Annotated in this window: 19 protein-coding genes; 17 read left to right on the forward strand and 2 right to left on the reverse strand. The window is 57.2% G+C overall.

Annotation, left to right across the window (positions count from 1 at the left end; genetic code table 11):
• Positions 1–2: 2 nt before the first annotated feature.
• From OHL20_RS07815 to mutM, 13 genes are all read left to right on the forward strand, one after another.
• Positions 3–662 (forward strand): phosphoribosylanthranilate isomerase, encoded by a 660-nt coding sequence (locus OHL20_RS07815; protein ID WP_263382636.1) that lies wholly within the window; start codon positions 3–5, stop codon positions 660–662.
• Between the two features lie 475 nt (positions 663–1137).
• Positions 1138–2364 (forward strand): tryptophan synthase subunit beta, encoded by a 1227-nt coding sequence (trpB, locus tag OHL20_RS07820; protein ID WP_263382637.1) that lies wholly within the window; start codon positions 1138–1140, stop codon positions 2362–2364.
• The gene (gene trpA, locus OHL20_RS07825) at positions 2364–3179 is read left to right on the forward strand and encodes a tryptophan synthase subunit alpha (protein ID WP_263382638.1); all 816 of its coding nucleotides are present in this window, start codon (positions 2364–2366) and stop codon (positions 3177–3179) included. Before trpB ends, trpA begins: the two co-directional genes overlap by 1 nt.
• Positions 3180–3187: 8 nt before the next feature.
• On the forward strand, positions 3188–3538 hold the full coding sequence (locus tag OHL20_RS07830; protein ID WP_317890940.1) for a chorismate mutase: 351 nt from the start codon (positions 3188–3190) through the stop codon (positions 3536–3538).
• 46 nt (positions 3539–3584) lie between these two features.
• Positions 3585–4604 carry a 3-deoxy-7-phosphoheptulonate synthase gene (gene aroF / locus OHL20_RS07835; protein WP_263382639.1) on the forward strand — a complete coding sequence of 340 codons (1020 nt, stop codon included), beginning with the start codon at positions 3585–3587 and terminating at the stop codon, positions 4602–4604.
• A gap of 3 nt (positions 4605–4607) precedes the next feature.
• Positions 4608–5477 carry a prephenate dehydrogenase gene (locus OHL20_RS07840; RefSeq protein ID WP_263382640.1) on the forward strand — a complete coding sequence of 290 codons (870 nt, stop codon included), beginning with the start codon at positions 4608–4610 and terminating at the stop codon, positions 5475–5477.
• A 215-nt stretch (positions 5478–5692) separates the two neighbouring features.
• Entirely contained in the window at positions 5693–5854 is a 162-nt protein-coding gene (locus tag OHL20_RS07845; RefSeq protein WP_263382641.1) for a lasso RiPP family leader peptide-containing protein, read from the forward strand.
• A gap of 9 nt (positions 5855–5863) precedes the next feature.
• The gene (locus tag OHL20_RS07850) at positions 5864–6781 is read left to right on the forward strand and encodes a hypothetical protein (RefSeq protein ID WP_263382642.1); all 918 of its coding nucleotides are present in this window, start codon (positions 5864–5866) and stop codon (positions 6779–6781) included.
• Complete coding sequence (locus OHL20_RS07855; RefSeq protein ID WP_263382643.1) at positions 6778–7797, forward strand: radical SAM protein; 1020 nt, start codon at positions 6778–6780, stop codon at positions 7795–7797. The genes OHL20_RS07850 and OHL20_RS07855 overlap by 4 nt, the downstream gene beginning before the upstream one ends.
• 66 nt (positions 7798–7863) lie before the next feature.
• The gene (locus OHL20_RS07860) at positions 7864–8142 is read left to right on the forward strand and encodes a PqqD family protein (RefSeq protein WP_263382644.1); all 279 of its coding nucleotides are present in this window, start codon (positions 7864–7866) and stop codon (positions 8140–8142) included.
• A 14-nt stretch (positions 8143–8156) separates the two neighbouring features.
• Positions 8157–9362 (forward strand): nucleotidyltransferase domain-containing protein, encoded by a 1206-nt coding sequence (locus OHL20_RS07865; RefSeq protein WP_263382645.1) that lies wholly within the window; start codon positions 8157–8159, stop codon positions 9360–9362.
• Positions 9363–9364: 2 nt separating this feature from the next.
• Positions 9365–9847 (forward strand): lasso peptide biosynthesis B2 protein, encoded by a 483-nt coding sequence (locus OHL20_RS07870; protein WP_263382646.1) that lies wholly within the window; start codon positions 9365–9367, stop codon positions 9845–9847.
• Positions 9848–9857: 10 nt separating this feature from the next.
• Positions 9858–10676 carry a bifunctional DNA-formamidopyrimidine glycosylase/DNA-(apurinic or apyrimidinic site) lyase gene (gene mutM, locus OHL20_RS07875; protein WP_263382647.1) on the forward strand — a complete coding sequence of 273 codons (819 nt, stop codon included), beginning with the start codon at positions 9858–9860 and terminating at the stop codon, positions 10674–10676.
• A 7-nt stretch (positions 10677–10683) separates the two neighbouring features.
• On the opposite strand, the gene OHL20_RS07880 is transcribed toward mutM, so the two are convergent.
• Together OHL20_RS07880 and sthA are read right to left on the reverse strand one after the other, a co-directional pair.
• Entirely contained in the window at positions 10684–11580 is an 897-nt protein-coding gene (locus OHL20_RS07880) for an ROK family protein (RefSeq protein ID WP_263382648.1), read from the reverse strand.
• A gap of 31 nt (positions 11581–11611) precedes the next feature.
• On the reverse strand, positions 11612–13009 hold the full coding sequence (sthA, locus tag OHL20_RS07885; RefSeq protein WP_263382649.1) for a Si-specific NAD(P)(+) transhydrogenase: 1398 nt from the start codon (positions 13007–13009) through the stop codon (positions 11612–11614).
• A gap of 211 nt (positions 13010–13220) precedes the next feature.
• Here sthA and OHL20_RS07890 point away from each other — a divergent pair, with 211 nt between their 5' ends.
• The 4 genes from OHL20_RS07890 to OHL20_RS07905 all read left to right on the forward strand — a co-directional run bounded on the left by OHL20_RS07890 (position 13221) and on the right by OHL20_RS07905 (position 17855).
• The gene (locus OHL20_RS07890) at positions 13221–13847 is read left to right on the forward strand and encodes a thiamine phosphate synthase (protein WP_263382650.1); all 627 of its coding nucleotides are present in this window, start codon (positions 13221–13223) and stop codon (positions 13845–13847) included.
• Between the two features lie 131 nt (positions 13848–13978).
• The gene (locus OHL20_RS07895; protein ID WP_263382651.1) at positions 13979–15670 is read left to right on the forward strand and encodes a phospholipase C; all 1692 of its coding nucleotides are present in this window, start codon (positions 13979–13981) and stop codon (positions 15668–15670) included.
• Positions 15671–15783: 113 nt separating this feature from the next.
• On the forward strand, positions 15784–17409 hold the full coding sequence (locus tag OHL20_RS07900; RefSeq protein ID WP_263382652.1) for a multicopper oxidase family protein: 1626 nt from the start codon (positions 15784–15786) through the stop codon (positions 17407–17409).
• 23 nt (positions 17410–17432) lie between these two features.
• Entirely contained in the window at positions 17433–17855 is a 423-nt protein-coding gene (locus tag OHL20_RS07905) for an amidohydrolase family protein (protein ID WP_263382653.1), read from the forward strand.
• Positions 17856–17860: the final 5 nt, after the last annotated feature.

Genomic DNA, 17860 nt, shown 5'->3' on the forward strand with positions numbered 1-17860 from the left:
CCATGTGGGTAAAGATCTGTGGCAACACAAACCTCGAAGACGCGCTTCTGGCAGCTGAGCTCGGGGCTGATGCCGTGGGCTTCGTGTTCGCTCCCAGCGTAAGGCAAGTGACCGCGGCACAGGTTGCACAGATCGTGGCACATCTGCCGGATTCACTTGAGCGAGTCGGGGTGTTCCCCGCGTGGAGTGCTGAGAAGATTCGCGACATAGCGCGTGAGGCCGGATTGACTGCAGTCCAACTGCATGGCGGCGTAGATCAGCAGATGCCTTCTGTAAGGCAAGCTTTTGAAGGCCTGCTTCAGGCGATTCCGGTGCTCCATTGGGAGGCTGAAACTGAGGAAGCTTCTGTGATGGACCAGATGAACTCCGCTGCTGCCGCTGGAAACAACCGCGTGCTGATCGATTCGAAGGTTGGGAGTGCTCTCGGCGGAACCGGCGTTTCGTTCGACTGGCACGCCGCTCGTAATGTATTCGCGAGCCCGCCAACGGGGATGAAATTAATCCTCGCCGGTGGGCTCAAGCCTGAGACTGTGGCGGATGCGATTCGGAAGTTGCAGCCCTGGGGAGTGGACGTTTCGAGTGGGGTGGAGGCCCATGCTGGACGGAAGGATCCGGAGAAGCTAGCTCAGTTTATCCAACGAGCAAAAGCACTACACGGATAGTTCCGTTCCACATGTACTGTTGAGACTTACTGCTTATGCCTGGTGATGCGGTTGTGCGGCACGATCATGGATGTGCGGCGACCGGTCATGAAAAAGCTGCGGACGCATGTGTGCGCCAACGGAGTGCGGCCTTGATTGAGCTACTGCTGGTACCGCTGCGGCGATCAAAGCGAGAGCTAGTGCCAAGTTGAGTTTCATAGGATCAGTTCCCTTCTGGTTCACCTATCTGACGCGAACAGGACCCTGCTGGATTCAACTCTTCACGATGACTAGTTGCAGTCCCAGGGCTGCGCGTGTATCTTCAGAACCAAGATGACCAGCTCCTTCAGCCGATTTACGTTTACGTTCCGCTATTGGCGCACAATAGCGGCCTCGGCGGAGTAGGTCTTCTGAACGTTTAGGTTTCAGTTGATTTCATATCCACACGAGCCGCGACCCTCCAAGTCGCGGCTTTGTTTCGTTCAGGAGAGTTGCAATGAGTTCTACCGGAACATTGACCGAAGACGTTGTGACAGTGGCAGGGCGATTTGGAGCGTATGGCGGACGCTATGTGCCAGAGACGCTGATGGCGGCTCTCGAAGAGTTGGAGCAGGCCTATGCGGACGCGCAGGTTGACCCTACATTTCAAGCGGAGTTGGATGACCTGCTTCATCACTACTGCGGGCGTCCGACTCCTCTCTATTTTGCGAAACGGCTGACGGAGCAATGCGGTGGGGCCAAAATCTACCTGAAGCGTGAAGACCTGCTGCACACGGGAGCCCACAAGATCAACAATGCGCTCGGGCAGGCATTGCTGGCGCGGCGCATGGGGAAGCAGCGCATTATTGCGGAGACTGGCGCTGGCCAGCACGGCGTCGCCACAGCCACGGTGTGTGCGCTCTTTGGGCTCGAGTGCGTGATTTACATGGGCGAAGAGGACATGCGCCGTCAGGAGCTGAACGTCTACCGGATGCGTCTACTTGGGGCCGAGGTGCGGGGCGTTGCGGCAGGCTCGGCGACGCTGAAGGACGCGATCAACGAGGCGATGCGTGACTGGGTGACCAATGTTCGCAGCACGTACTACATCCTCGGGAGCGCCCTGGGAGCACACCCCTACCCAACGATGGTGCGTAACTTCCATCGGGTGATCAGCCGCGAGGCACGGGTACAATTTCTGGATGAGGTTGGCATCCTGCCCACGGCCGTGATCGCCTGTGTTGGTGGCGGGTCGAATGCGATTGGAGCGTTCTACGAGTTCCTTCCCGATGCGAATGTGCAGTTGATCGGGGTCGAGGCAGGTGGGCGCGGCAACGGCCTGGGCGAGCATGCGGCGCGGTTTCAAAAGGAGGGCGGCGGCGTACCTGGTGTGCTGCAGGGGACGTACTCGTATGTGCTGCAGGATGAGGCTGGACAGATTTCAAGCACCCATTCGGTGAGCGCCGGGCTTGACTACGCTTCGGTTGGGCCGGAGCATGCGATGCTGCATGACTCAGGAAGGGCGACATATGTTGCGTGCTCGGATGACGCGGCCCTGAAGGCGACGGTGACGTTGTCGCGAACGGAGGGTATTCTTCCGGCGCTTGAAAGTGCGCATGCGGTCGCTGAGGCGATTCGGCTGGCTCCGATGATGGCGAAGAGTGCGGTGCTGATGGTGAATCTGTCGGGCCGTGGCGATAAAGACATAGGCATTCTGGCACGGGAACTTGATCTGAGGGGTGCGTAGTGGCCATCGTTTTCAAACGGAAGCCGGGAATTGTGGCATACCTGACGGCGGGCGACCCCGACTTAGCCACGACGCGCGATATTGCGCTGGCTGCTATCGATAACGGCGCGGACGTGATTGAGCTTGGTGTGCCGTTTAGTGATCCACTGGCGGATGGACCGGTAATTCAGCGGGCGAGCGAGCGGGCTGTGGCGAAAGGCACCACGTTGACGCAGGTGCTCGCGCTGGCAAGGGAGTTGCGAAGTGCGCGGCCGGCGGCGGGTTTGGTGTTGTTCTCGTATCTCAATCCGGTAGTACGGATGGGCATGAAGGCTTTCTGCGCGAAGGCTGCCGAGGCGGGCGTGGACGGCGTGCTGCTGACGGACATGATTGTCGAGGAAGCCGGAGAGTATCTGGCGGAGATGAAGGCGCATACGCTTGCGCCGGTTTTCCTAGCGGCGCCGACGAGCCCGGACGCGCGACTCAAAGCCATCGGCGAAGTTTCGCAGGGCTTTGTGTATGCCATCTCTCGCGTGGGAATCACCGGCACGCAGCAGTCCTTGGCCTCGGATGCTGCAGCTCTGGTCGAGCGACTTCGCCGGTATACGACACTCCCGATAGCGGTAGGCTTCGGCATCTCGAATGCAGAGCACGTCCGGGCTGTTGGGGAGTTTGCGGACGCTGCAGTGATCGGCAGCGCGCTGGTAGCTTTGATCGAGGAGACGAAACGTGCAGATGCGGCGGCTGCGGTCGGAAGCTTTGTCGCCGGGCTGCATGCGAACTTACCAGCAATTGAGGCCAACCAGACGGATGTTCTTACAAGCCGCGGAGCGTAGTTGGCTGCGTGGCAAAGGCGGGCAGCTATGATAGTGCCTGCGAATTTATCCCGCAGCGCGGCTCTCTGAGCGTTGCCGGCACAGCGAGGAATGGCGTGGACATAACGGATTGGCGCAAGAAGATCGATGCGATGGACGAGCAGATTGTGCAACTCATCAGCCAGCGGGCTGAAGCAGCAAAGGCGATTGGCGACTTGAAGCGAGAGACCAGCCTTCCCGTCTACGAGCCTCACCGCGAGCAGGATGTCTTCGCTCACGTGAAGGCCATCAACCCCGGCCCACTTGCTGATGGTGAGTTGCTGCACGTCTATGAGCGGATTATCGATGTGATGCGAACCCTGCAGCGCCGCGATATTTAGGCCAAGTTTGTAGTACCCAAGTTGCGTATAGAAAGCGAAGACGACGATGATCGTAGCAATGCAGGACCAGGCGACCGAGGAGCATATCCAGCTCGTCATTGAGCGGATGGTGGAGCTCGGTTTCAACGTTCACCGCACCACAGGAGCCACGCAGACAATTTTGGCCGGGGTCGGTACCCCAGGGCACTTCGATGTCTCGGAGTTCAAGGTACTGGGCGGCGTCTATGATGCCTATCGCATTTCCTCTCCGTACAAGCTTGCCGGCCGAAGCTTTCGGCCTGAAGGGACGACGATTACGTTTTCCAACGGCGTCGTTGTTGGCGGACCGCAGGTGATCATCATGGCCGGCCCGTGCTCGGTCGAGTCTCGCGAGCAAATCCTGCTGAGTGCAAAGCAGGTGAAAGCCGCTGGAGCCCAGTTCCTGCGAGGTGGAGCCTTCAAGCCGCGCAGTTCCCCGTACAGCTTTCAGGGTATGGGCCTGGAAGGCTTGAAACTACTTCGCGAGGTAGGAGATGAGACAGGCCTGCTGGTCATCACCGAGGTCATGGAGATCTCCCAGATTGAACTGATGCTGCCTTATATCGACTGTTTCCAGGTCGGGGCGCGCAATATGCAAAACTTCAACCTGCTGCGTGAACTTGGTCATGTGCGGACGCCAGTGTTGATGAAGCGCGGCATCTCCGCGACCATCGAAGAGGTTTTATTGAGTGCGGAGTACATTCTCTCTGGTGGCAACTACGACCTGATCCTCTGCGAACGCGGCATTCGTACCTATGAGACGTACACGCGAAACACGATGGACATTTCGGCGATTCCGGTGCTGAAAAAGCTCACGCACCTGCCAGTCATGGGCGACCCTTCACATGGCGTCGGCATCCGCGATCTGGTGCCGCCGATGGCGCTTGCCAGTGTCGCTGCCGGTGCTGACGGATTGTTGATGGAAATGCATCCGAATCCAGATAAAGCAATGTCCGATGGAGCACAAAGCCTCTATCCTGAGCAGCTTGAGAAGTTGATTGCGCAGCTACGCCTACTTGCTCCCGTTGTTGGTCGGAACGTCGCATAGCGCATGATCGAGCGCATCCTCATCGTCGGGACGGGGCTGATCGGCGCATCGATCGGACTTGCACTGAAAGCTGCCGGGTTTCGAGGTCACATCTCTGGCTGGGACTCAACCCGTCTCGAACGTCTCATGGCTCTCGATATGGGAGCTGTAGATGAGGTTGCCTCAAGCCGCGAAGAGGCTCTAAGCGTGGCTCGCCACGCCCATGTGCTTATTTTGGCTGTGCCGGTGATGGGCATTCTCGACTGGCTGATGGAACTCGCGCCCGCGCTTCGCGCCGGCCAACTTGTGACCGATGTCGGTAGCACCAAGTTGAAGATTGCTGACCTTGGCCAAGGCTTGTTCGGTGGCGCGGGTGCTCGTTTTTTGCCGGGGCACCCGATGGCCGGCAAGGAATCGGGCGGTGCGGCGCTGGCTGATGCAGCGTTGTTCCAAGGGGCAATGTGGCTATTTACCCCGTTTGCGGAAGAGCCGACCGAACTGGAGGTTGAGTGGCGCGAGTGGGTGACCAGGTGTGGCGCCCGCACTCTTGATCTCGACGCCGGGCGACATGATGAGCTTTGCGCCTGGGTGAGCCACCTTCCACAGATGGTCTCGACGGCGCTGACGGCTTTGCTGGAAGATCGTTTTGGGGATACTCCTGAGGTGATGGCGGTTGGCGGACGCGCACTGCACGAGATGACCCGGCTCGGCGCCAGTCCCTACAGCATGTGGCGCGACGTTGCTCTTTCGAATACAACTTCCATCGCCGAAACGCTGTTTGCTTTGGAACAGCGGCTTGCGCATATTCGAGAAAACCTTAAAACACCGGAATTGCGAGACGAATTCGCTTTGGCCAATAGCTTTCGCGCAAGACGGCGCACTGAGAGCAAGTGAGGTCACCCATGCTCGGAACTCTCCTCCGCAAACAGAAAAACGATAGCTGTTTGTTACGAGTAGGCATCAAATACATCGAAAATGATTATTGCAAGATGGTTACTTTAAATGACTTGTTGGCTTTTAACCTTTCTAATACCGGGAAAGGCCGATATAGTTGTTTGCAGGACAATCGTTCCAAAATCTCAACATAGCCGGGGACAAACACTATGAGCATGCAGCAGAAAATTCAAGGAACCACGAAATCCGCATACACGAAGCCCACCTTGGTCGAGTATGGCTCGCTTGCAGAGCGTACGAAGATGTTCGGTCTTCTCAACCCAGACGAGCTTCAGCCAGAAGCAATCACCCCTTCCGCGACGAGCGTCACGTTCTAAGGAAGCCTTTTGCGAGCTGTAATAGCCTATGGGAGATGCATCGAAAGCGATCTGCCTTTCGATGCACTTCCTAGCGCAGAACATACTGCAGGCGCGATTCGCATTGAAGTACAACGGGATCCGGAAATTCCAAGGGATCCTGGGGTTTCGGTTCGACCTTGTAATGCCCAGGGCCGGATGGTTCACATCGTTTCGCATGATCTTTATGTGACCGTTCAGGTTGATCACATTCTAAGTTTTGAGTTGTGGCTCACCGCGAATCGCATTCAATGCTCCGCACTGACCGATGTTTCCGACGCCCTTCTAAGTTACTGGCTACTACAACAGATCATTCCCTTGTTTCTCCTCCTGTGTGGGTCCACTGAGTTCTTGCATGGGATGGCGGTTAGTTCGCTGCCGATCGCGGACTGCGGGACTGACGAATCGTCATGTGTAGGATTTCTTGGCGCATCACATGCCGGAAAATCAACATTGCTTAGCTACTTTCTCAACAAGGGTCATTCTTTGGTGACAGATGATCATGTGGCGCTGGCGCGAGAGGACTACACGCGGGTCCTTCCTGCTGTTCCGTTCTACCGTGCATATCGGGCTCCTGAAGATTTGGGCGTAGCAGCATCGCACTATTCAGCGAAATCTACTCGCTTGAAATGTCTTTACCTTCTCAGTCCCGCTCCACCGGAGGCAGCACCTCGCATGGAACGACTCGTAGGTGCCGAAGCCATCAGGGCGCTGTTTCCAAATATCCTGTACAGCTTACACAATGCGGAGAAGCCTGATTTCTTTCCTCTTGTTGAAGATCGCTTCCGCGGGCTTGCCGATATTGTTCGCAGGGTCCCATTTGCGATACTCCATGTTCCCCGCTCCCTGGAGCGATTACACGAAGTCTACAACTTCATCCAGAATGATTTAGGAGGTCAAAGAGCGTGATTCGATACAGCACCGTTGGCCTCCTGTATACCCGTACCTGCCCTCTTGCTTGCCGTCATTGCATCATTGAGTCGTCGCCAAAAGCGACTGAGAAAATGACTCAAGCCTTGGCCAGCGAATATATCAAGGTCGTTCCGAAGTACTCGGATCAACTCTGCTTTACTGGTGGAGAGCCGCTGCTCTACTACAACGAGATTCTGCCTCTGATCCGGCAGGCGAAGGAACTCGGGCTTGGGGTGTCGCTTGTGACGGGTGCAGGCTGGGTAACCCTGGCGAAGCCTCACATCGCACGCGAGCGAATCCGATTGATCAAAGAGGCTGGGCTTGACGCGCTCGTAGTGAGTTGGGACTCGTATCATGAGGAGTTTTCCCCACCCGAAAATGCACTACTAGTCGTCGAGAGTGCAAAAGAGGTCGGCCTCTCGGTTCAGGTACGTGGCGTGATGTCGGCGACCGGACCCCTCCCCCGTATCGAGCAGAAACTTGTCAGCATCGACGTCAAGTACCAGAAGCAGAATATTCTTCGTCTCGGCTCAGCGGCCACACTGCCAGAGGATCACTTCATCTTTGGTGGCATACCGAAGACGGGCGGCTGCGGAACCATCTTCCAGCCAGTGGTCGAGCCGGATGGCAAAGTATATGCCTGCTGCGGTCCTTCGCGCAGCAGCAGGAGCGAGACCTCTCCGCTCATACTTGGTGATACTGCTCATGAGAGCCTTGACAGCATCTTCGAACGCGCCACGAACGATCCAATTCTTGAGGCGATTGCAACGATCGGGCCCCATGCACTCTTCAACCTCATCAAGGATGATCCTGAGCTTGTGGGCGTCCTCCCTATCCGCGAGCGCTACACCGGTATCTGTGAACTCTGCCTGGATATGAACGATGTGCCCGCCGTAGTCAACAAATTGCGGGCGCGTGTCAGTGAATCACAGGTAAGCAGGCTTATTACAGCTCTCCGCCTTTATCATCAATCGAGCCCCGAATTACGAGCTGAGGTTCAGTGTCCCATGTAATCTCATCAACGAGTTGGACGATAGAAGCTATGTTGATTAGAATTCATGACTGGACGGAGATATTCCATGCCCCACGACACATCGATCACGATACCAAAACACGTCCTCTCTGAATCTTTGAATGATGAGACCGTCCTACTTGATATGAGCTCCGGTCTTTACTTCGGACTTTCCCCCGTAGCCAGCCGCTACTGGCAATTGCTCGGTGAAGGTGTCTCCGCTGAGACAACTCGATCGACGATCCTCGCCGAGTTTGATGTAACGCCTGAGGTCCTCGACAGCGACCTCGATAGTCTCCTTTCTGAACTTGAGTCGAAGAAGCTCATTGAGCGGCAGACGAACTGAATCGATCTGGAGACATGGCGTCTGCCCTTGAAATGCGTTTTCTGGCGCTCTGTCTCCCACGCATGCCGGGGGACAGCCTCGACCTGACCAAAGACCTTCCTTCAATGGACTGGACGGCTTTTCTGGGTTTAGCCCGACTGCATGGAATGATGCCTTTGGTTGCGTCACATTTACTGGCTTCAAACCCCCCGCTCGAACTCGCAGTTCCCAGCCAGGCGATATCGCAGCTAAGTGCCTACCAGAACATTCACGTCATTCGGACCCTCATCCAAACCGCTGCACTTTTAGAACTACAACGAGAGTTCGATCGGCATGATGTACGCGTGATTCCCTGGAAGGGCTCCTCGATGGCTATGCTGGTCTATGGATCGGCTACTCTGAGGGAGTCGGTTGACTTGGATTTCCTCTTGCTCAAACAGGATATTCAGACCATTCTGCAGATCACGCGGGCACTGGGATATCGTCTACTAGGCACGTCTGACTCCGAAAGCAAGGACATCTATATTCTGTCCCAGCAGCGCGAGTTCACCTTTGCGCGAAAGCGTGATCGGCTCGTTCTGGAGTTTCATCTTCAGGTTCTTCCGGCGCGGTTCGGCCTTTGGCAGAATTCGCAACTTGACGTGCATCGCGCCGATACTATTCTTACAGCGGCAGACGTAAATTTGCGCTTGCAGAATCCCGAAGATCTGCTCGTCAGCCTCTGTGCCCACGCAACAAAGCACCATTGGGATCGCCTCAAGTGGTCCTGCGATATCGCACAGTTTATCCGTGTTTACAGTTCACAGATCGCGTGGAAACCGTTTCTCAACCGCCTGCATAACGAAAAGAAAGATGCTGTTGTGCTGCTTGGCCTTGCGCTAGCTGGAATGATCTTTGCGGTGAAGCTTCCGGATGAGGTTTCGCAAAATTTACAGCATGAATCCGCCATCCGTCTTCTCGCTGAGGAACTTGCCACTCACGTCATGAGTGGATCAAGCGAAGTGATGGAGCTCAAGCACCGAAAGGCGATCTTGGCGCTGCTTTGTCCTCGCGTTCGCGATCGCTTCTCATACGTAATACGACCCATTATCGAACTGAACTATCAGGATCTTTACATTCCAGTTCAGAATCAAGCCTTCTTCTTCTTAAACTACGGCTTTCGGGTGATTCGTCTACTCAGAAAATATGGACCTCATCTCCTTCTCTCAAAGATCACAGCCTCTCTCCGGCCGGTGCGGTAGCCATGACTCAACCTACTCGAGCCCTTCGAGTCGCCCTTGCTCTCAATCGCTTCATGCGACTCTCCGAGAGTGACCGCTGGCTCATCATTGAAACAACGTTTTACCTGATTTGCGCTAAAATTGCGACGTTTACTACACCTACCCGAACACTCCTTGCTCTTGGCGATCTGGATCTCTCATCCGGCGCACCCGACACTCGCGTTGCTGCTCTGCCTGTCGAGATAGCCCCTGCGATCCATGCACTCGATAAGAGCAGCCGTCGGCTGACCTTTGCAAACTGCCTCATTCGTGCCCTTGCCTTGCGTATGCTGCTCGCGCACCGCGATATCGCGACGGATCTCCATATCGGCGCTCGTAAGGATGAGCAAGGACAATTCGCTGCCCATGCATGGCTCACCTACAACGACATCATCCTGGTAGGTGGTGACGACGCCCGCGACCTCTATCGCGAGCTTGTCGGGTCCAGCCACGCTCTCCTGCGGTAGGTATACCTGCATGCCGGAACTTCCTGAGGTCGAGACTGTAGCGAATGGCGTTCACGAGCGTGTCCATGGTCAAACGATCTCTGCTGTCTGGACGAGCAACAAGCCACAGACCTTCAAGTCACCCCCCACTCTCATCGCCGATGTGCTCACGGGCGCTCGTATCGCGCGAGTGCACCGCGTAGGTAAGACGATTGTCATGGATCTTGATTCACCTACGGCAGGAGCTTCGGCGCAATTCCTGATCCACCTGGGAATGACCGGCCGTCTCCTGGTATCGACACCCGACACACCCGTTCCGGCTCACACCCACGCTGTACTAACGCTTAGCGGCAGCCGAGAGCTCCGCTTTGTGGATGCGCGACGCTTCGGGCGGCTCTCGGTCTCAGCGCCGCTAGAGACGTACACAGGACCAGGCACGGAACCCCTTACGATCTTGCTGGAGGATTTTGTTGCGCTCTTTCGAGGGCGCAAGACACCGATCAAGGCTGCGCTACTCAACCAGTCTCTTCTGCATGGCGTGGGAAACATCTACGCGGATGAGAGTCTGTTTCGTGCTGGCATTCGTCCACGACGACAGGCTGGACAACTGACCCGGCTTCAGCTTTCTCATCTGCGAGACGCTTTGCAGTCCGTACTCCTCCATGCAATCGACCTTGGAGGCTCGTCTGTCTCAGACTATGTAGACGCTGACGGGGTGAGAGGCTTCTTCCAGTTGGAGCATCGCGTGTATATGCGCACCGGTCAACCATGCCTCGTCTGCGGCACACCCATTAAGCGCATCCTGGTTGGTGGCAGGGGCACCCACTTCTGCTCCTCCTGCCAGAAATAGCCCGTATCTAGCGTTTGGCGGCGCGCTCTGCTGCAACGGCTGCGCCGATGACCCGCGTCTCTGCGTCGTCAGTCACGATCTCGAGCGTGTAACTTTGCAGGGGGCTCATCTGGACCATCTGCTGCACATAATCCTTAAGCATGGGCAGATCGACGAAGCGAACGTTAAAGCCTGTGAGGAAGAACTTTCCGGGACCATCCATGTGGATGGAGCTTGCGGTACCAGCCGCCAGAGCCTTGTGCCAAAGGCGCTTGAACTCCAGGCACTTAGGATCGCCTCCGTTTGCCGCTTCAAAGACCTCTTCCGGCTCCATGTCGAGGAAGCGCAAGCGCATTGCCCGATGGCCCATGATGCCTTCCATGTGCCCCCGGCCGCCGCAACCACAGAAACGTTCCTTGTCGTCGAGCGTAACCACCGTGTGGCCACCTTCGCCAACTGACTGCGTGAAAGGATAGCGCCCATAGCCGATACCCACACCCATGGTCCAAACCCGGATAGTGTGATCCAGCTTGCCAATCGAGGCAGCCAGCCCTGAGGCAACAGCGTCAGCGTCATTCAGAACGTTGACTGAGACGTTCAGCCCTTGGTTCTTCAACTGCATCGTAAGGAGTTCTTGAATCCGAGTTCCCTTCATCTGCGGAAGGTTCGGGGAGTCTTCAACCACACCATTCTTAACCAGGCCCGGCAGAGCAACACCCACGGCAGTCACATCGGTGGCTCCAGCAGCAGCAAGGACTACACGCTCACAGATGGTCCGGATCAGGCCGTCAGTCGGCATTTCGACCAGAGCATACTGATCGTCATCATCTTCCGGGAATTGCTGTAGCGAACCGACCAGCTTGTGGTCGACGATCAGGCCGGCCAACATGCGTTCAGTTAGGGTTACGCCAACGATCTTCGCCATGCGCTTCTGCCTCGTTTTCGGTTGCCGGTTGTTAGTCGAACTTGCTTACGCGGTTCAACCCGTTGAAAGCGGCAACTTTATAACATTCAGCAAGAGTTGGATAGTTAAACACCGTATCCACAAAATAATCCAGCTTTCCGCCTAGTGCCATGACGGCCTGACCGATGTGTACCAACTCACTCGCGCCCTCCCCAATGATGTGTACACCGAGCAATGCGTGCGTCACACGATGGAAGATCAGCTTGAGGCGTCCAGTAGTATCGCCACGGATTTGACCACGGGCAATCTCACGGTAGTACGCCACCCCAACCTCGTACGGAACGTCCTCTTCGGTAAGCTGCTCCTCCGTCTTGCCGAGGAAGCTGATCTCCGGGATGGTCCAGATGCCGTAGGGGTAGAAGCTTGGATTCGAGATGATGGACTCATCGCCAAACGCTCGCGCCGCGGCCACGCGGCCTTGCTCCATCGACACGGAAGCAAGCGAAGGAAAGCCGATCACATCACCGACGGCAAAGATAGTTGGCTGCTTTGTGCGGAAGTCCTTATCGACTGGGATTCGTCCGCGCGAATCGGAGTCGACCCCAACGTTGCTAAGGTTCAACTCATCCACGTTACCCTGACGCCCAACGGCATACAGCAGTGCGTCACCCTGAACCTTCTTCTTGCTCTCAAGATTCGCGACCACTGTACCGTCCGGCATCTCTTCGACCGACTCCACCTCTTCGTTGAGGCGCATAGTCACGCGCGAATCGCGAAGATGGTAGCTGAGCGCCTCGACGATCTCCTGATCGGCAAACTCAAGCAGTCTGGGTCGGCGCTCGATCAACGTTACGCGAACACCAAGTGCAGAGAACATGCAGGTGTACTCAACGCCAATGACACCACCACCGACCACAATCAGGGTCTTCGGCAGGCTTGGCAGGTCGAGCACCAGGTCGCTATTGATGATGCTGCGGCCATTGATCGGCACCTTGGTCGACGACGCTGGCTTGGTACCTGTCGCAATGAGGATGTTCTTCGCCTCATACGTCGTCGATCCCTTGGAGTTAGTCACCAGCACGTGGGTCGGGTCGACAAAGCTTGCGGTACCTACCAGCATCTCGATGTTGTTGCGCGAAAGCTGCGCCTCGGTCACATCGATCTCAGTCTTGATCACGTGCTGGACACGGAAGGCGAGATCCGCCATGGTGATCCGTTCCTTCACACGGTAGTTCATGCCATAAATGGACTTGTAGTTATAGCCGGAAAGATGCAGCACAGCCTCGCGCATGGTCTTCGACGGGATTGTGCCTGTGTTGATACAGGCACCCCCTACAACCTCGCGCATCTCAATCAACGCTACTTTTTTGCCTAGTTTGGAGCCATAGATGGCGGCTCGCTGCCCGGCCGGGCCGGAACCAATCACAATTAAATCGTAAACACTGCTCATAGACACTTGCCCATAGACGCGTACTGAGGACGCCTGCTCTCTAACATCAACCTATCCAATCTTGCGCTCTTCCTGGCGATGACGCAAAATTGCGACCAGAACCGCAGACACCGTTGACGGAAAACCCCGTGGAAAGCCTTGGGCCGGGGCCCATGCTTGCTAAAAGCTACCACACCTCGCCCCGCGTCCCTACACTGATCATGTGAATCCGATGTTCCTGCGGTACGCCATCACAGATCGCTCTCAGACTTCCCATAATGGGCAAAATGACCACTCGTTTGAGGAAAGTGATTCAGGACTCGCCCGCCAGTCCACCTACCTGGCCGGGGCAGGCGTGGACTTTCTACAAATCCGCGAAAAGGATCTTGGGGCTGCCGCGATCGCCGCCCTGGCCCGTCGGCTACTGGAAACCCTGCAGGGCTCTTCGACCAGACTGCTTATCAATAGCCGCGCTGACATCGCGGTGGCGGTAGCAGCGCACGGTGTTCATCTGACATCGTCGTCAGACGAACTCTCAGCCGATCAAGTTCGGGGAATCTATGCCAAGGCGAGTCTGCCTGTTCCGGTTGTGACGCTCTCCTGCCACACTCTTGATGACGTGGCAACTCATCGCTCTGATGGGCTTACAGCAATCCTTTTCGGCCCCATCTTTGAAAAAGTACTCGCCGGGGATGCACGTCTCGAGGGTATTGGTCTCGAACGGTTGCGTCAGGCCTGTGAGGCCGCCGCGCCGGTTCCTGTCCTTGCGCTTGGCGGAATCACCACAGAAACCATCGCTGACTGCATCGCAGCGGGGGCCGCTGGTGTCGCCGGCATTCGATTGTTCCAATACGGCTGACCTTCGCCGTAGCCGGAGGTTTGCCCAAAGCTCGCGATATTCACGATCAATTCAATCTCCTGTGACACCACAGCTCCGGCCAGTGGCTAAAAACGAGGTACACATCTTCACTCGAAGGAAGCCGAACTCTGATGATCCGTAAATCGCTCGCTCTTGCCTTGTCCTCCACCCTCGTTTTGAGCGGATGTAGCGCCACGACCGGCACCACTCCGGGCAATGGCAGCGCCAATACCACTCCGCCGGTCACAATCACGCCCACATCTTCGGCCAGTGCGATTAAGCATGTCGTTGTCATCTTCGGCGAAAACGTTTCGTTCGATCATTACTTCGGCACCTATCCGAACGCGGTCAACACCCCGGGCGAGCCCACCTTTACCGCCGCTGCTGGAACGCCGATCCCGAACAACTACGTCTCGAATCCAAATCTGCTCTCACAGAACCCCAATTTGGCCACGGGCGGCACTATCAACACGGCGAATGGAGCGGGCGCAGCAAACCCCTTCCGCCTCGCCCGCGCACAGGCCGCTACCGCCGACCAGGATCACGGCTACACCGATGAGCAGTCTGCCTTCCATGCCGGCAAGATGGACCTGTTTCCTGCCTCCGTCGGCACTGCTGATACGGCTGCAGTTGCCACTGCGACCGGAGCCTCGGCCATTGCCGCGACCAAGGGCTTGACCATGGGTTATTACGATGGCAATACCGCCACGGCCCTTTGGAACTACGCTCAGCACTACGCGATGAGCGATCACTCCTTTGGCACCAACTTCGGTCCCTCGACCGATGGCGCAGTCAACCTGATCTCCGGACAGACCAATGGCGTCATCAACACCGTCAATCCAGGCTCAGCAGTGGTTGCCGACGGCAACGGTGGCCTGACTTTGATCAGCGACGCTGACCCAACGGGCGACATCTGTTCCAGCACGACGCAGTCCGTCAGCATGTCCGGTAAGAATGTCGGCGACATGTTGAATGCCTCCAAGCTCACCTGGGGCTGGTTTGAGGGCGGCTTCGATCTCACCGTCACCAACCCGAATGGCACCACGGGCTGCAAGCGCTCGACTGCCTCGACGATCACGGGCACCCAAGCTGACTACTCCGCTCACCACGAGCCCTTCCAGTACTACGCGAGCACTGCGAACTTTACGCATGTACGCCCCACCTCCATCGCCGCCATCGGTACGACCGACGCGGCTAACCACCAGTACGACACGCATGACTTCACCGATGCGCTCGCCGCTGGGAACCTCCCCGCCGTCAGCTTCCTGAAGGCTCCTCGCTTCCAGGACGCGCATGCAGCGAACTCCGATCCGATCGATGAGGGCACCTTCGTCGCCACGATGGTCAACGCGATCCAGAAGTCCAGCTTCTGGCCGAATACGGCAATTATCATCGCCTACGACGACTCCGACGGCTGGTACGACCACCTCACCAACCTCGTCAATGGCTCTGCGACGACCGCGGACACTATCAACGGTGCCGGTGTTTGCATCAGCACCACCGCTGCCGCAGCTGCGTTGCCCGGCCTCACGGGCACCAATCCTGCACAAGGCCGTTGCGGCTACGGTCCCCGTCTCCCGCTCATTGTCATCTCCCCGTGGGCGAAGAAGAACTACATCGACTCCACGGTTACGGATCAGAGTTCGGTGCTGAAGTTTATCGAAGACACCTTCCTCGGTAGCCAGCGTATAGGCGGTGGCTCCTTCGACAGCATCGCGGGCTCGCTCAACAATATGTTCGACTTCAGCAATGGCGCGGTGCCTCCAAACCCGAACGTCGTTCAGCTCAACACGGCAACCGGCGTGGTCACGAGCGGCAACTAACCGCCTGTTCACCACGTCTTCACAGTTCGGCTGTAGCTTTATAGGCACGCACCCTTCACAGGATGCGTGCCTACTTTGCGCTGCGCCCTTTGCGCGTCCCTGGAGCTCGCCCGTTGTCCTCGTCCCGACGCACCTTCCTCCACCAGGCCTCAGCTCTGAGCCTGCTCTATGGAACACGGCAAACCTTAGCCCAGACGGCGATGGGTTCCATGAAGATGGGTGAACCGCAGAGAACGCGAGCACAGTCGCCGAGTCCCAATCCCCCCCACGTAGGGCCGCCGATGCTCCACACCCTGGAGTTGGCACCGTTCGTCGATCCGCTGCCCATTCCTGAGACGCTCCGCCCCACCCGCCATCATGGGCACCAGGCACTCACAATCACCATGCAGGAGGTTCACGCAAAGGTTCATCGCGATGTCGCACCCACGCGGATGTGGAGCTATGGCCCTGGCACGCTTTCGCCGCTCATTGAAGCACGCGCAGGAGAGACCTTGCAGATCCACTGGGTAAACAACCTGCCTGCGAAGCACTTCCTCCCGATCGACCACTCCCTCCACGGCTGTGGAGTGGAGGTACCCGAGGTGCGCACCACGGCTCATCTTCACGGGGCGAAGTCGCCCTCCTCGGAGGATGGCTATCCGGATAGCTGGTTTGTGCCCGGAAAATCTCGAACCTGTACCTATCCCTTGCAGCAGGAGGCCACAGCACTGTGGTTCCACGACCATGCGATGGGGTTGAACCGACTGAACACCTACGCCGGATTATTCGGAATGCTTCTACTTCGGGACAAGGTAGAGGATTCGCTTAACCTGCCCTCCGGCAGGTACGAGGTCCCGCTCATCCTGTATGACCGCGACTTCACAGCTGCAGGACAACTCTTCTACGACGTTTCAGGCGACCCGGAGAGCCCATGGATTCCTGAGTTCAGCGCAGACGGCATCCTGATCAACGGCAAGATACGACCATTCTTTGAGGTCGAGCCTCGTTTGTACCGCTTTCGCATGCTCAACACCGCCAATAGCCGCTTCTTTAACCTGAGCTTGTCGAATGGCCAGCCGCTGGTCCAGATTGGCTGCGATCAGGGGCTGCTGGCTGCGCCAGTCACAATGAAGCGGCTGGTGCTTGGATGCGCGGAGCGGGCGGATGTTCTGATCGATTTCAGCCAACTGGCCGGGCAGACGATTCACCTTCGCACGGGTGCCTTGGACATCCTCGAATTTCGGGTCGGCAAGCAGCCAGCAGTAGCCGCGGTAATCCCGAAGATGTTTCGTCCCATCGAGCGCATCAGCGAGTCGACTGCAGTCAAGACGCGAACCCTGACGCTACACGAGTATCAGGACGAGGCCGCGCGGCCCATGGTGATGCTCATCAATCGAAAGCACTGGCACGAGCCGACCACGGAACTCCCGAAGCTGAATTCGACTGAAATATGGGAGTTTGTGAACCTCACCGAAGACACGCACCCGATGCACCTCCACCTTGTGCGCTTCCAGGTTCTGGACCGGCGGCCGTTCGACACGACGGATTACCTGATTCGGAAGAAGGTGCGGTTCACAGCTCCCGCCGCGCCGCCGGAGTCCAATGAGTACGGGTGGAAGGATACGGTTCAGTGTCCGCCCGGGATGATCACCCGCATCATCATGCGCTTCGAGGGCTATCCCGGAAAGTACCTATACCACTGTCACATTCTCGAGCACGAGGCGAATGACATGATGCGACCTTTTGAGGTCGTCGCCTAAGTCTGCAGAAGGGGACGTACTTGGTGCCGACGGCATATCTGATCGACTGGATGCGGGAGTTTGGGAGCCTGCCGGCGATCTATCAGCAGAAGATGATCGACGTGGGCGCGGCGATGAAGGCGAACCATAAGCGGGCGATTGCGGCGGGCGTGAAGGTGGCGCTGGGGACGGATGCGGCGGTGTATCCGCATGGGCTGAACGCGCACGAGATCGACGTGTATGTGAACCAGTATGGGATGACGCCGCTGCAGGGAATCCAGACGGGGACGATCAATGCGGCGGACCTGATGGGCTGGACGGATCGTGCGGGGACGATTGAAGTGGGGAAATGGGCGGACCTGATTGCTGTTGATGGCGATCCGCTGAAGGATGTGAAGGTGCTGCAGCATGTGAGCTTCGTGATGAAGGCGGGCGTAGTCTACAAGGATGAGACGCATGTGCGTTGATGCGG

It is taken from the genome of Granulicella arctica (genome assembly GCF_025685605.1).
GTDB lineage: Bacteria > Acidobacteriota > Terriglobia > Terriglobales > Acidobacteriaceae > Edaphobacter > Edaphobacter arcticus.

What these genes read in the sequence shown, in the direction of transcription:
- OHL20_RS07845 (WP_263382641.1), top strand. Translation starts at nt 5,693, where the DNA reads ATGCAGCAGAAAATTCAAGGAACCACGAAATCCGCATACACGAAGCCC.
- mutM (WP_263382647.1), top strand. Translation starts at nt 9,858, where the DNA reads ATGCCGGAACTTCCTGAGGTCGAGACTGTAGCGAATGGCGTTCACGAG.
- aroF (WP_263382639.1), top strand. Translation starts at nt 3,585, where the DNA reads ATGATCGTAGCAATGCAGGACCAGGCGACCGAGGAGCATATCCAGCTC.
- sthA (WP_263382649.1), bottom strand. Translation starts at nt 13,009, where the DNA reads ATGAGCAGTGTTTACGATTTAATTGTGATTGGTTCCGGCCCGGCCGGG.
- OHL20_RS07865 (WP_263382645.1), top strand. Translation starts at nt 8,157, where the DNA reads ATGGCGTCTGCCCTTGAAATGCGTTTTCTGGCGCTCTGTCTCCCACGC.
- OHL20_RS07895 (WP_263382651.1), top strand. Translation starts at nt 13,979, where the DNA reads ATGATCCGTAAATCGCTCGCTCTTGCCTTGTCCTCCACCCTCGTTTTG.
- trpB (WP_263382637.1), top strand. Translation starts at nt 1,138, where the DNA reads ATGAGTTCTACCGGAACATTGACCGAAGACGTTGTGACAGTGGCAGGG.
- OHL20_RS07815 (WP_263382636.1), top strand. Translation starts at nt 3, where the DNA reads ATGTGGGTAAAGATCTGTGGCAACACAAACCTCGAAGACGCGCTTCTG.
- OHL20_RS07890 (WP_263382650.1), top strand. Translation starts at nt 13,221, where the DNA reads ATGTTCCTGCGGTACGCCATCACAGATCGCTCTCAGACTTCCCATAAT.
- OHL20_RS07870 (WP_263382646.1), top strand. Translation starts at nt 9,365, where the DNA reads ATGACTCAACCTACTCGAGCCCTTCGAGTCGCCCTTGCTCTCAATCGC.
- OHL20_RS07840 (WP_263382640.1), top strand. Translation starts at nt 4,608, where the DNA reads ATGATCGAGCGCATCCTCATCGTCGGGACGGGGCTGATCGGCGCATCG.
- OHL20_RS07880 (WP_263382648.1), bottom strand. Translation starts at nt 11,580, where the DNA reads ATGGCGAAGATCGTTGGCGTAACCCTAACTGAACGCATGTTGGCCGGC.
- OHL20_RS07860 (WP_263382644.1), top strand. Translation starts at nt 7,864, where the DNA reads ATGCCCCACGACACATCGATCACGATACCAAAACACGTCCTCTCTGAA.